This is a genomic window from Streptomyces sp. SID3212 (assembly GCF_009865405.1).
Lineage (GTDB): Bacteria > Actinomycetota > Actinomycetes > Streptomycetales > Streptomycetaceae > Streptomyces.
The window spans coordinates 1-13,715 of record NZ_WWJY01000177.1; the positions used below are offsets into that span (position 1 = coordinate 1).

Below are 13,715 nucleotides of genomic sequence, written 5' to 3' on the forward strand. Positions count from 1 at the left end.
ACGAACATGGGGGCGAGCACGGAACGGAGCGGCGTCTGACCCGTTTTGCCGTCGCGGCCGGCGTGGGGAAGTCCGGCGACCGCGGCGGCGGCGGTGAGGGCGGGGGTACGCAGTCCGGTGGACGGGGTGAAGTTCACATAGCCGCAGCCGGCCCGTACCGCCGCCGCCGCGTAGAGCGAACTGACCGGCAGGCGGGGGTCGTCGGGCGCGGGGGCCGCCTCGGTGGAGGACACGTTGACCACCACCGTCCGTACCACGCCGGTGCGTTGGGCGAAGGCGGTGATGTCCGCGGCGAACGCGGCGATGATCTCGTCGTCGGCGCGGGTGTCGCCGGGGTGCGGGCCGCCGGAGCGGATCTCGGCGTCGGCGGCGGTGAGTTCGGCGTGGATCGCGGAGGGCAGGCCGTGCGGGAGCACGCCCGCCGCGGTGAGTGCCTCGGCGCGCTTGGGCAGCGGGCAGCTGGCGGTGTCGTGCCCGCCGAAGACGAGGGAGGAGAGGGGTGGCAGTCCCGCTCCCGCGAAGGGCGGGGTCTCGGTGACCATGCCCGTCGCGGGGTGCAGTCCTGCGGTGACCGCGGCGCATCCCGCGACGGCCGTGGTGGCGACGGAGCCTCGCGCTCCGACGAACCAGACTCCGGTGCGCGGTGCGGTCGACTCTGTACGGTTCGTCGTCACGGGATGCCTCCTGCCGGTGGTGTGGTGGTGGACGGCGGGCGGGGGGTACGGCGCCTCCCCGCCCGCCGCCGGCTCGACGGTCCAGCCTTACGGAACGGTCCGGCCCTTACGGGGTGGGCAGTTCCTTGAGCTGGATGTTGCGGAAGGACGCCTGGTCGTCGGCCCCGTGGTTCTGGAGACCGATGTAGCCGTCCTTCAGGCTGCGTGCCGGATCTGTGTTGGTGAAGTCGTTGATCTTCACGCCGTTCAGGAAGATCTGGAGACGTTCACCCTGCACGCGGATCTCGTAGTTGTTCCACTGCCCGGGCGGGCGCAGAACCTGGTCCCTGGCCTTGATGTTGGCCGACTTGAAGGTGTAGACGGAGCCGGTGGTGCGGTCCGGGGCGTCGGTGGCGTCGATCTGCACCTCGTACCCGTTGTTCACCGCCGACCAGGGGTCGTCGGAGGCCGGGAAGCCCACGAAGACACCGGAGTTGTCGTCCCCGTCGAGCTTCCAGTCGAGCTTGAGCGAGTACGACGTGAGCTCCTTGGCCTGGTACGTCAGCAGGCCCATGCCGCCCTCGGAGCGCAGTTCGCCGTTGACGACGTTGAACTTGCCGGGGCCGCCCTGCTTCCAGCCGGCGAGGGTCTTGCCGTTGAAGATGTCCCGGTAGCCCGTGTCCGGCTTGCAGTTGGCCTTGACCTGCCCGGCGGCGTAGCGCAGCCCGCCCAGCAGGTGCTGGCGGAACGGCTCGTCCGCGTAGGACTCCTTGGTGTGGCCGCCGCCGGTGTAGAACGCCCGGCCGCCCTCGTACGTCTGGCACCAGGCGATCGGGTGGTCACCCTTCATGGTGCCGCCCTGGTAGGTGGTCTCGTCCAGGGTGGCGAGGACCTTGGCCTGGGTGCGGGGGTTGGTGCGGTAGTTGTACCACTCGTCCGTACGCTGCCACTCGTCGTCCAGGTGGGCGGTGGCCGGGTGGTCCTTGTCCTCGACGCGCACCGTGGCGGACTGGATCTGGGGGTGGCCCGAGAAGTAGGCGCCCACCAGGCCTCCGTAGAAGGACCAGTCGTACTCGGTGTCGGCCGCCGCGTGGACGCCCATGTACCCGCCGCCGGTGGCGACGTAGTTCTCGAACGCCTTCTGCTGGTCGGCGTTGAGGACGTCACCGGTGGTGGAGAGGAAGACGACCGCGTCGTACCGGGCCAGGTTGTTGGTGGTGAACTGCCCCGGTGTCTCGGTGGAGTCGACCGTGATGCCGGTGGTCTTCCCCAACTCCTTGAGCGCGGCGACCCCTTCGGGGATCGAGTCGTGGCGGAAGCCCGCGGTCCTGGAGAAGACCAGGACCCGCTTCTCGGTCTTGCCGGGCACGGCGGTGCTGATCTGGAAGTCGTCCAGGTCGAACAGCGCGCCCTGGCCGGTGGCGCCCTTGAAGACCAGGAACAGCTCGGCGGTCTTGGCGGGGACGGACCTCAGCGGGATGTCGATGTCCTGGAAGACGTCCCAGCTGCCGGTGACCGGGATGGGCGCGGAGCCCAGCAGGTTGCCGGTGGCCGAGCCGGTCCGTACTTCGAGGAATCCGCCGGCGCCGCCGGAGGAGACCCGGGCCGTGAGGGTCTTGGACCCGGCCAGGTGGTACGGCTTGAAGGAGATCCAGTCGTCGTTGTCGATGTCGCCGACGGTCTTGCCGCCGTTGGCGCTCGCCTTGTCGTACGTCTTGATGCCGGAGGAGCCGTTGTAGTGCTCGGCCTGCCGGTGACGGGGCTGGAGCTGCGCCTGGTCGTGGCTCGTGAGCGCTTCCTGGCCGCCGGCCCCGCCGTCGGTGTACTCGGCGTCGATGACCCCGAAGATGTTGGCGTTGGGGTCGTGCTCGGCGTCGGCGGGCGCGGTGATGGTGCCTTCGCAGCCGCTGGCGGAGGTGATCGGGTGGCCGTGGTTGTCGTGACCCAGGATGTAACGGATCGTCACCTTGGCGCAGTCGATGGGACCGTCCTCGGGGTCGGTGACCGTGACCTTGAAGGGCAGCTTGTCACCGAAGTTGAAGAGCGTTCCCTCGGCGGGCAGTTCGAGCGTCACCTTCGGGGCGGTGTTGCCGACGACGACGCGTACGGAGGCGCTGCCGTGGCGGCCCGTACCGTCCGAGACGGTGAGCGTCGCGGTGTAGGTGCCGTTCTTCTTGTACGTGTACGCGGGGTTGGCGTCGGTCGAGGTGCCGCCGTCGCCGAAGTCCCAGGCGTAGGTGAGCGGATCGCCGTCCGCGTCCTCGGTGCCCGCGGAGGAGAAGGTCGCCTTCAGCGGGGCCTTGCCGGAGGTCTTGTTCGCGGTGGCCACGGCGACGGGCGAGCGTCCGCCGGTGATGTTCTCGATGCGGTAGACGGCGGAGTGTTCGTCGCCGCCGAACCAGGAGAGGCCGTAGTCGAGGACGTAGAGGGCGCCGTCGGGGCCGAACTCCATGTCCATGACCTGGGTGCCGGTCCAGGGGAAGGGGTTGATCGAGCCGATGGTGCCGTTCTCGTCCTGCTCGATCCGCTTGATCCACTGGCGGCCGAACTCACCGGCGAAGAAGTCGCCGTCGTAGGACTCGGGAAACTTGACCGGGGAGTCCAGGTCGGCGTCGTACCGGTAGACCGGACCGCCCATCGGGGACTCGGAGCCGGAGCCCAGCTCGGGGACGTTGCCGCCGTCGTAGGGCAGCCAGGCCGCCTGGGCCGGGGGCAGGTCGGTCAGCCCGGTGTTGTGGGGCGAGTTGTTCTTCGGCGCGGCGCAGTCGAAGGCGGCGCCGGAGGCTTTCGTCGCGAAGTCGTAGTCGATGAACGGGTCGTTGTCGCCGGTGCAGTACGGCCAGCCGAAGTTGCCGGCCTCGGTCACCCGGGCGAATTCGACCTGTCCGGCCGGGCCGCGGGTCGGGGACGCGGCGCCGGCGTCGGGGCCGTAGTCACCGACGTACACGATGCCGGTCTTCTGGTCGACGTTGATGCGGAAGGGGTTGCGGAACCCCATCGCGTAGATCTCGGGCCGGGCCTTCTCCGTACCGGGGGCGAAGAGGTTGCCCTCGGGGATCGTGTACGAGCCGTCCTCGGCGACCTTGATGCGCAGCACCTTGCCGCGGAGGTCGTTGGTGTTGCCCGAGCTGCGCTGCGCGTCGAACGCCGGGTTGCGGTCCGTCCGTTCGTCGATCGGGGTGTAGCCGTCGGAGGCGAACGGGTTGGTGTCGTCGCCGGTCGACAGGTACAGGTTGCCGTCCGCGTCGAAGGCGATGTCACCGCCGACGTGGCAGCAGGTGCCGCGCGAGGTGGCGACGTCGAGGACCTTCTTCTCGCTGGCCTTGTCGAGGGTGCCGTCCGCGTTCAGGGTGAAGCGGGAGAGGCGGTTGTACCCGTCGAAGGGGGCGAAGTCGGCGGCGGTGCCGTTCTCGGGGGCGTCGCCGGCCGGGGTGTTGAGCTTGGGCGCGTAGAACAGGTAGATGGCCCGGTTCTCCGCGAAGTCCGGGTCCACGCCGACGCCTTGGAGGCCTTCCTCGTCGTGGTTGTAGACCTCCAGCGAGCCGGCGACCGTGGTGTTGCCCTCGGCGTCGGTGACGCGCAGGGTGCCGTCACGCGAGGTGTGGAGCACCTGCCGGTCCGGCAGGACGGCGAGCGACATCGGCTCGCCCACCTCGGCGGCGCCCTTGGCGAGCGTCACCTGCTGAAAGCTTTCCGCCGCCGCCGGCGGCTCCGGCTCGTGGGCGGTCGCTGGTACGGCGCTGAGGCTCGAACCGGCGAGCAGGGCGCCGGTCAGGAGGGCGAGGAGGGATCTGGCTCTGGGGCGTTTTCTGTGCACGAAAGTCCTCCACAAGTGGGCTGTTCGTACCTGCGAGTTGAAGGGACGCGGAGCTTGTCGTCCGCTTCGCGGGGTCGGTGCTCGTCCTGCACCGGTCCCCGGGACAGGGGCTTCTTCCCCGGTGTGCGCCGTCACACCGGAAGCTCGCTGTCCTGTACACCTCAGTGGACGGTAGCGGGGTTCGTCCCGAACGGAAAGGCCTTGCGCAGAGGTGAAGTTCTACTTTTTCCAGCCCCAGGACAAAGCGGGAATCGGGCATGGCTGAGCCCCGATCGCCGGGCGGGCCGAACCGGGCCCGCCCGGCGATCGAGGACAGTGCGGAACCCTCCGCTACTCGCCGCCGCCGAACGCCGCGTCGAAGGACGCCGTCGGCAGGTCGAAGTCGAACCGCTTGAGGTCCCTGAGGGCCTCGGGCGCGCCGGCCAGCCGGTCCATGCCCGCGTCCTCCCACTCGACCGAGATGGGGCCCTCGTACGAGATCGACCCCAGCATCCGGAAGACGTCCTCCCACGGCACGTCACCGTGGCCGGCCGACACGAAGTCCCAGCCGCGCCGCGGGTCGCCCCAGGGCAGGTGCGAGCCGAGCCGGCCGTTGCGGCCGTCGAGGCGCTTGCGCGCCTCCTTGCAGTCGACGTGGTAGATCCGGTCGCGGAAGTCGTAGAGGAACCCGACCGGGTCCAGGTCCTGCCAGACGAAATGGCTCGGGTCGAAGTTCAGCCCGAACGCGGGCCGGTGGCCGACGGCCTCCAGCGCGCGGTGCGTGGTCCAGTAGTCGTACGCGATCTCGCCCGGGTGCACCTCGTGGGCGTACCGCACCCCCTCGGCGTCGAAGACGTCTAGGATCGGGTTCCAGCGCTCAGCGAAGTCCTCGTACCCCCGCTCGATCATGGCGGGCGGCACCGGCGGGAACATCGCCAGCAGGTGCCAGATGGACGAGCCGGTGAAGCCGATGACCGTGTTGACCCCGAACGCGGCCGCGGCCCGTGCCGTGTCCTTGATCTCGGCGGCGGCGCGCTGCCTGACGCCCTCGGGCTCCCCGTCGCCCCAGATGCGGGACGGCAGGATTCCCTGGTGGCGCTCGTCGATGATGCTGTCGCAGACCGCCTGGCTCACCAAGTGGTTCGAGATCGCCCAGCACTTGAGCCCGTACTTGTCGAGCAGCTGGTGCCGCCCGGCCAGGTAGCCCGGGTCGGCGAGCGCCTTGTCGACCTCGAAGTGGTCACCCCAGCAGGCGAGTTCCAGGCCGTCGTACCCGAAGTCCCGGGCGAGGCGGCAGACTTCCTCCAGGGGCAGATCGGCCCACTGGCCGGTGAAGAGAGTGAACGGACGTGGCATGCGCTACCTCCTAGGCGTGCTGCTGCGGTACGGGGGTGTAGACGGCGTTCTTGGCGGCACTGTCCTCGACCGCCGCGAGCACCCGCTGCACCTGGAGCCCGTCGGCGAAGGACGGCGCCGGATCCTTCCCGGCGGCCACCGCCTCGACCAGGTCACGGGCCTGGTGCACGAACGTGTGCTCGTAGCCGAGCGCGTGGCCCGGCGGCCACCACGCCTCCAGGTACGGGTGCTCGGACTCGGTCACGAGGATCCGGCGGAAGCCGGACGAGACCGCGGGCTCGGTGTGGTCGTGGAACGACAGCTCGTTGAGCCGCTCCAGATCGAAGGCGAGCGAGCCCAGCTCACCGTTGATCTCCAGGTGGAGCGCGTTCTTGCGCCCCGCCGCCATCCGGGTCGCCTCGAAGGACGCCAGTGCCCCCGAGGCGAGCCGCCCGGTGAACAGCGCCGCGTCGTCCACGGTCACCGGACCCGTCTCGCCGCCGCCGGTGGCCGAGAGGCCGGCCGACGCCCCGGAGAGGATCGGCCGTTCCTTCACGAAGGTCTCGGCCAGCGCCGACACCCCCACCAGCGGCTCCCCCGTCAGGAACTGTGCGAGGTCCACGATGTGCGCCCCGAGGTCGCCCAGCGCCCCGGACCCGGCGTGCTCACGCTTGAGCCGCCAGGTCAGCGGGAACGCCGGGTCGACCAGCCAGTCCTGGAGGTACGTGACCCGGACGTGCCGCAGCGTGCCGAGCCGGCCCTCGGCGATCAGCGTCCGGGCGTACGCGATGGCAGGCACCCGGCGGTAGTTGAAACCGACCATGGCCAACTGGCCCCGCTCACGCGCCGCTTCCGCGGCGCGCACCATGGCCTCCGCCTCGGCCACGGAATTGGCCAGCGGCTTCTCGCACAGGACGTGCTTCCCCGCCTCCAGCGCGGCGATGGCGATCTCCGCGTGACTGTCCCCGGGAGTGCAGATGTCGACCACCTGCACGTCGTCGCGTGCGATGAGCGCACGCCAGTCGGTCTCGGCGGCGGCCCAGCCGTGCTTGCGCGCGGCGGCCTCCACGGAGCTCGCGTCCCGGCCGCAGATCGCGGCGAGCGCGGGCCGCAGCGGCAGGTCGAAGACATGTCCCGCGGTACGCCACCCCTGCGAGTGGGCGGCGCCCATGAACGCGTACCCGACCATGCCGATACCGAGCACCGGCGGTGCGCCGGCCTCCTTCTCCGACGCTTCCCTGGGGGTCATACGGAGTACTCCTCGTCTCTTTCGCTGGTGGGGGCGGCCTAAGGCCGGGGCGGGCCCGGCCCCGGGCCCGGTCAGCTGAAGCCCGTCGGCAGGTACTGGTCGACGTTCGTCTTGTCGACCACGGCCGAGAAGAGGGTCACGGACGCCGGGATCTCCAGCTCCGAGAGCCCGCCGATGCCCTTGGCCTGGCCCAGCGCGCGGGCCAGGTCGATGGCGGAGGCCGCCATCGTGGGCGGGTAGAGCACGGTCGCCTTGAGGACGCTGTTGTCGGCCTTGATCGCGTCCATCGCCGACTTGGCACCGGCGCCGCCGACCATCAGGAAGTCCTTGCGGCCCGCCTGCTGGATGGCGCGCAGCGCGCCCACACCCTGGTCGTCGTCGTGGTTCCACAGGGCGTCGAAGCTGGACTGCGCCTGGAGCAGCTGCGCCATCTTGGCCTGGCCGGACTCCACCGTGAAGTCGGCCGCCTGGCGGGCGACCAGCTCGATGTTGGAGTAGTTCTTGAGGGCGTCCTTGAAGCCCTGGCTGCGCTGCTGCGTCAGCTCCAGGGCGTCGATCCCGGCCAGCTCGATGACCTTGGCGTTGGCCTTGCCCTTGAGCTTCTCGCCGATGTAGTTACCGGCGCTGACGCCCATGCCGTAGTTGTCGCCGCCGATGTAGCAGCGGTACGCCTGCGGGCTGGCGAAGATGCGGTCGAGGTTGATGACCGGGATCCCGGCGCGCATCGCCTTGAGACCGACCTGGGTGAGCGCCTTGCCGTCGGCCGGCAGGATCACCAGGACGTCGACCTTCTTGTTGATCAGCGTCTCGACCTGGCCGATCTGGGCCGCGGTGTCGTTGGAGCCCTCGGTGATGTCGAGCGTCACCTCGGAGTACTTCTCGGCCCGCGACTTGGCGTTGTCGTTGATCGCGTTGAGCCAGCCGTGGTCGGCCTGGGGGCCTGCGAAGCCGATGGTGACCGGCTTGCCGGGCTTGTCGTCCGTGGCGGCCGGCTGGTTGTTGGCCGCCGGTTCCTTCTTCTCGGGCTCGTTGCTGGTGCAGGCGGTGAGGAGGGCACCCGCGGAGATCGCTGCGGTGCCGAAGAGCAGTCCTCTACGGCTGGTTTCTGGCATGGCGGTTCAACCCTTCGGACGGTGCGGGACGTTCGGGAGCGGTGACGAGACCGGAAGTCAGGACTCGCCGTTGCGCAAGGTGCGGCGCTGGACCAGTACGGCGGCGACGATGATGGCGCCCTTGGCGATCTGCTGGACATCGCTCTGGAGGTTGTTCAGGGCGAAGATGTTGGTGATCGTGGTGAAGACCAGGACACCGAGGACGGAGCCGACGATGGTGCCGCGACCGCCGCTGAGCAGGGTGCCGCCGATGATCGCCGCGGCGATGGCGTCCAGCTCGTACAGGTTTCCGTTGGTGTTCTGACCGGAGCCCGCCAGGATGATCAGCAGGAAGGCCGCGATACCGCAGCAGAGCCCCGAGAGCAGGTAGAGGTAGAGCCGCTGCCTGCGGACGTCGATGCCCGCCAGGCGCGCGGCCTCGGCGTTGCCGCCGACGGCGACGGTGCGCCGGCCGAAGGTCGTCCTGTTGAGGACCAGCCAGCCGACGACGGTGACCGCGGCGAAGACCAGCACGAGCGGGGGGATCCCCAGGACGTACGAGTCGGGAATACCGAGGTCGAGCACCGAGTTCACGGTGACGATCTGCGTCTTGCCGTCGGTGATCTGGAGGGCGAGACCGCGGGCCGAGGCGAGCATCGCCAGGGTCGCGATGAACGGCACCATCCCGCCGTACGCGATCAGCAGTCCGTTCACCAGGCCGCAGGCGAGCCCCACCACCATCGCGGTGAAGAGGATGCCGATGAAGCCGAACTCCTGGGTGGCGAGCGTGGTCGCCCACACCGAGGCGAGGGCCACGATCGCGCCGACCGAGAGGTCGATGCCCCCGCTGGTGATCACGAACGTCATGCCGACGGTGACCACACCGATGACCGACGCCTGGGTGAGGATCAGCTGGAGGTTGTTGGTGTCCAGGAACTGTTCCGGCTTGGTGATGCCACCGACGACGACCAGCGCCAGGAGCACCCCGAGCAGGGAGAGGTTACGGACGTCGAGCCGCAGCCCGGACGAGGGCCTGCTTCCCTTCGGCTCCTGGTCCTTGACGGTGTCGGCGGAGGTCACGGTCGAGGGCGGTTGCGAGGCGGCCGCGGCATCCGGCCCGCCCTGCCGCGCCTCGGAGGCAGGCTGTTTCATGGCGTCGGGCTCCCTTCCATCACGAGGTCGAGTACACGGTGCTCGTCGAGCTCCTGGGCCGGCGCCCGGTGGACGACCTGCCCTTCGCGGAGCACCAGCACCCGGTCGGCGAGGCCCAGGACTTCGGGGACCTCACTGGAGACGAGCAGAACGGCGAGGCCTTCGTCGGCCAGCCGTCGGATCACGGCGTAGAGCTCGGCGCGCGCGCCGACGTCGACCCCGCGGGTCGGTTCGTCCAGGAGCAGGACCCGGCAGCCGCGCAGCAACCAGCGGGCGAGGACCGCTTTCTGCTGGTTTCCTCCGGAGAGGGTACGGATGGGCACCTCGGGGTTGTCGGGGCGCAGGGAGAGCTCCCTGACGGCGTCCCTGGCCGCGGTGCGTTCCGCCGCGTGGTCGAGCCAGCCGGCCCGCGAGAAGCGGGAGAGGGAGGAGACCGACACGTTGCGGGTGACCGACTCCAGCATCAACAGGCCCTGGGCCTTGCGCTCTTCGGGCGCGAGCCCGAGTCCGGCGCGGACGGCGGCGCGCACACTGCCGGGGCGCAGGGCGACACCGTTGACCAGCACCCGGCCGGCGGTGGGTTTGCGGGCGCCGTAGATGGTCTCCAGGATCTCGGAGCGTCCGGAGCCGACGAGCCCCGCGAGGCCGACGATCTCACCGGGCCTCAGTTCGAGGTCCACGGGGGCGAACTCCCCTTCCCTGGCGAGCCCTTCGACCCGCAGGACTGGTTCGCCGCTCGGCGCGTCGACCGGGGCGGGGCGCTCGGGGAAGACGTACTCGACGTTACGGCCCGTCATCAGCGCCACGACCTCGCGCGTCGGTGTCTCCTTCGCGGGGAGGCCGACGGCGACGGTCCTGCCGTCCTTGATGACCGTGACGCGGTCCCCGATGCGGCGGATCTCCTCCAGCCGGTGGGAGATGTAGACGACGGCGACCCCGTCGGCGGTGAGGGTGGAGACGATCCGGAAGAGGTTGTTGACCTCGTCGGGGTCGAGCGCCGCGGACGGCTCGTCCATCACGATGAGCCGTACCTCGTGGGAGAGGGCGCGGGCCATCGAGACGATCTGCTGCTGGGCGGCGGAGAGCGAGCCGACGGGGCGGTGCGCCTGGATCTCCGGGTGCCCGAGCCGCTTGAGCAGCGCGGTCGCCCGGGTCCTGGCCTCGCGGCCCTTGACGACGAAGCCGGCGGTGGTCGGCTCGTGCCCGAGGAAGATGTTCTCGGCGACCGACAGGCCCTCGACCAGGTCGAGTTCCTGGTAGATGGTGGCGATGCCGAGCCGCATGGCGGCGATGGGCGACTTGAGGGTGACGGCCTCGCCCTGCCAGGTGATCACACCGCCGTCGGGCTGGTGGGCCCCGGCGAGGACCTTGATGAGTGTGGACTTGCCCGCGCCGTTCTGGCCGAGCAGGCAGTGGACTTCCCCCGCCTGGACTTCCAGGTCGACGCCGTCGAGGGCCCGGACACCGGGGAACAGTTTGGTGATGCCGGACATGGTGAGCAGAACGGTTTCCGGTGGAGCTGGTGCCATGGCGTATCCCCTCGGCGGATGCGGCCGTTGCGCGGGCAGGGCGGTGCGCTGCGGGCAGCGCGGAACCGGCGTACGGGTGTGCGGTGTTGCTTGCGTACGGCGCGGTGGTGTGGTGCGCGTGTATCTGTGTGTGTGCGGGTACGTGTACCTGTGCGGTGTGCGTACGGTGCTGGTGGTGCGGGCGGTGCGACTCGTGCACGTACGGGTGGTGCGGCTCGTACAGGTGGTACGGGTGGTGCGGGTGACGCGGCTCGTACGGATGGTGCGGTGGTACGGGTGGTGCGGCTCGTACGGATGGCGCGGGTGACGCGGTGGTACTCACCGGCCTGTGGGGCCGGGTCACACGGTGGTGCCTACCGGCCCGTCAGGCCGGCGAGAACAGGTGGTCGCTGATGAGCCGGGCCGCGCCGGTGACTCCGGCGACCGGACCCAACTCCCCCAGGACTATGGGGAGATTGCCGGTGGCCAGCGGCAACGACTGGCGGTAGACCTGGGTGCGGACACTCGACAGCAGCGTGTGGCCGAGCCCGGTCACCCCGCCGCCGATCACGACGAGCCCCGGGTTGAAGAAGCTGACGAGTCCGGCGATCACCTGGCCCAGCCTGTTTCCGCCCTCACGGATCAGGTCGAGCGCGGTGGGATCCCCGGCGGCGGCGGCCGCGGCGACGTCGACGGCGGTGAGCCGCCCCGCCGCGCCGAGCCGTGCGGCGAGTTCGGGCGAGCGTCCGGTACGGGCGGCGTCCTCGGCGTCGCGGGCGAGCGCGGCACCACCGAAGTGAGCTTCCAGGCACCCCTTGTTGCCGCAGGCGCAGGCCCGGCCGTCCGGTTCGACCTGGATGTGTCCGATGTCGCCGGCGCTCCCGGTCGTCCCCCGGTAGACCTCGCCACCGACCACGATGCCGCAGCCGATACCCGTACCGATCTTTATGCAGAGGAAGTCGCCCACGGAGCGTGCCACGCCCGCGTGTTGCTCCCCCATGGCCATCAGGTTCACGTCGTTGTCGACCATGACCGGGCAGCCGAGTTCCTGGCTGAGCGCCTCCCGTACGGGGAAGCCGTCCCAGCCGGGCATGATCGGCGGCGCGACGGGCACCCCCTCGGGGAAGCGGACGGGTCCCGGCACCCCGATGCCGGCGCCGTCGAACTCCTCGGCGAGACCGGAGACTTTGAGCTTGGCCGCCATGGCGAGCACCTGCTCGAAGACGGCGACGGGTCCCTCGCGGACGTCCATGGGGTGGTTGAGATGCCCCAGGACCTCCAACTCGGCGTTGGTGACGGCCACATCGATCGAGGTGGCACCGATGTCGACGCCCAGGAAGCGCAGGGCCGGGGCGAGCCGGATGTTGTGCGAACGCCGCCCGCCCCGCGAGGCGGCGAGCCCGTCGGCGACAACCAGCCCGGTCTCCAGCAGCCGGTCGACCTCGACTGCGAGCTTGGAACGGGACAGATCCACCTGATCGCCGAGCTGCGCGCGGGAGTTGGGCCCACCGTCACGCAACAGCCTGAGCAGTCGCGCCTGGTGCGCGTTCGCGGGTCGTGCGGTCATACGTCTCACGCGCCCCTCCCCGCCGTGTCGGCCGTGTCCGTCGTGCTGCTTTCGAGGGGAACGTAGCAGTGGTTGCCCGCAGTGGGAAGAAGTTGAGCGGGAATCTACGCCAACTTTCTCCACACCCAGGACAAAGGTGGGAGCGGACCTCGCGCCGGGCGGTCGCCGGGCCTGCCTACCCACCCACCCGCCTGCCGGCCTGCCTGCCTGCCTGCCGCCCAGCGGTCCGCCGCGTGGCAGGGGGGCGGGCACCGGCGGTTCGGGCAGCAGCAGTCCGGCACACACTTGCAGAGGGCAACAGTCACGCCACTCCGGGCGGAGTTAGCGTGGAAGGGAAGGCCGTAGGTCGCGGCGAAGGCAGCGGTGAACGGAACTCACATGAAGCACATCTCTCTCGGAGAATTGGACGTGTCCCGGATAGGACTGGGCTGCATGTCCATGACGGGCGTATATACGGGCGGCGGGACGGACGACGCGGAATCGATCCGTACCATCCACCGGGCATTGGACCTGGGCGTCACGTTGGTGGACACCGCCGAGGTGTACGGACCGTACAAGAACGAGGAACTGGTGGGCCGCGCGCTCGCGGGGCGCCGGGACCAGGTGGTTCTGGCGACGAAGTTCGGCTATCTCTCGCACGGCTCGGACGGCCAGTACATCCGCCAGTTCGACAGCTCGCCGGCGAATATACGTATCTGCGTCGAAGGCTCTCTCAGGAGGCTGGGCACGGACCACATCGACCTGTACTACCAGCACCGGATGGACCCGCACACGCCCGTCGAGGATGTGGTGGGCACCATGAGCGAGCTGGTCACGGAGGGCAAGATCCGCCACATCGGGCTCTCGGAGTCCACCCCGGACGTGATCCGCCGGGCGCAGGCGGTCCATCCGATCACAGCGCTCCAGAGCGAATACTCTCTGTGGTCGCGCGAGCCGGAGAAGGAGATCCTCCCCCTGCTCAGGGAACTCGGTATCGGCTTTGTCGCCTACTCCCCACTGGGCCGGGGATTCCTCACCGGAACCATCCGTTCCACGGACCAGATGGACAGTGACGACTTCCGGGCGAAGAATCCGCGATTCACGGGCGACAATCTGAAACGGAATCTGAGCATCGTGGACGAGGTGGAGACAATCGCCCACGATGTCGGGGCGACACCGGCCCAGGTGGCGATAGCCTGGCTTCTCGCCCAGGGAAACGACCTCGCCCCGATCCCCGGCACGAAGCGGGTGACCCGGGCGGAGGAAAACATAGCGGCGGACGCGATAACGCTGACGCCGACCCAGCTCAAGAGCCTGTCGTCCCTGTCCCCGGCAACCGGCGACCGCTACGCGAACATGCAGAACCTGACCGCCTGACACGTCGC

10 protein-coding genes are annotated in these 13,715 nt (G+C 69.7%); 2 read left to right on the plus strand and 8 right to left on the minus strand.

Annotated elements, in window-relative coordinates:
• The 7 genes from GT042_RS05205 to GT042_RS05235 form a co-directional block, all read right to left on the minus strand.
• The coding region (locus GT042_RS05205) for an inositol-3-phosphate synthase (RefSeq protein WP_345943689.1) at positions 1 to 674 on the minus strand (674 nt) is incomplete at its 3' end.
• A gap of 106 nt (positions 675 to 780) precedes the next feature.
• Positions 781 to 4,470, minus strand: coding sequence for a ThuA domain-containing protein (locus tag GT042_RS05210; RefSeq protein WP_161307514.1), 3,690 nt, complete (start codon positions 4,468 to 4,470; stop codon positions 781 to 783).
• Between the two features lie 330 nt (positions 4,471 to 4,800).
• Complete coding sequence (locus GT042_RS05215) at positions 4,801 to 5,805, minus strand: sugar phosphate isomerase/epimerase family protein (RefSeq protein WP_161307515.1); 1,005 nt, start codon at positions 5,803 to 5,805, stop codon at positions 4,801 to 4,803.
• Positions 5,806 to 5,815: 10 nt separating this feature from the next.
• Positions 5,816 to 7,033 carry a Gfo/Idh/MocA family oxidoreductase gene (locus tag GT042_RS05220; RefSeq protein ID WP_161307516.1) on the minus strand — a complete coding sequence of 406 codons (1,218 nt, stop codon included), beginning with the start codon at positions 7,031 to 7,033 and terminating at the stop codon, positions 5,816 to 5,818.
• 71 nt (positions 7,034 to 7,104) lie between these two features.
• Positions 7,105 to 8,145, minus strand: a complete 1,041-nt coding sequence (locus GT042_RS05225; RefSeq protein ID WP_161307517.1) for a substrate-binding domain-containing protein — start codon at positions 8,143 to 8,145, stop codon at positions 7,105 to 7,107.
• A gap of 57 nt (positions 8,146 to 8,202) precedes the next feature.
• The gene (locus GT042_RS05230) at positions 8,203 to 9,276 is read right to left on the minus strand and encodes an ABC transporter permease (RefSeq protein WP_161307518.1); all 1,074 of its coding nucleotides are present in this window, start codon (positions 9,274 to 9,276) and stop codon (positions 8,203 to 8,205) included.
• Complete coding sequence (locus GT042_RS05235; RefSeq protein WP_161307519.1) at positions 9,273 to 10,805, minus strand: sugar ABC transporter ATP-binding protein; 1,533 nt, start codon at positions 10,803 to 10,805, stop codon at positions 9,273 to 9,275. The genes GT042_RS05230 and GT042_RS05235 overlap by 4 nt, the downstream gene beginning before the upstream one ends.
• On the opposite strand from GT042_RS05235, the gene GT042_RS05240 reads away from it, so the two are divergent.
• Positions 10,804 to 11,112 carry a hypothetical protein gene (locus tag GT042_RS05240; protein WP_161307520.1) on the plus strand — a complete coding sequence of 103 codons (309 nt, stop codon included), beginning with the start codon at positions 10,804 to 10,806 and terminating at the stop codon, positions 11,110 to 11,112. The two genes, GT042_RS05235 and GT042_RS05240, sit on opposite strands and share 2 nt — an antisense overlap.
• Before the next feature lie 57 nt (positions 11,113 to 11,169).
• Here the strand turns inward: GT042_RS05240 and GT042_RS05245 are convergent, their stop codons facing one another.
• Entirely contained in the window at positions 11,170 to 12,351 is a 1,182-nt protein-coding gene (locus GT042_RS05245) for an ROK family transcriptional regulator (RefSeq protein WP_161307521.1), read from the minus strand.
• Positions 12,352 to 12,729: 378 nt separating this feature from the next.
• Here GT042_RS05245 and GT042_RS05250 point away from each other — a divergent pair, with 378 nt between their 5' ends.
• Positions 12,730 to 13,707 (plus strand): aldo/keto reductase, encoded by a 978-nt coding sequence (locus GT042_RS05250; protein ID WP_161307522.1) that lies wholly within the window; start codon positions 12,730 to 12,732, stop codon positions 13,705 to 13,707.
• The last annotated feature ends 8 nt before the right edge of the window (positions 13,708 to 13,715 follow it).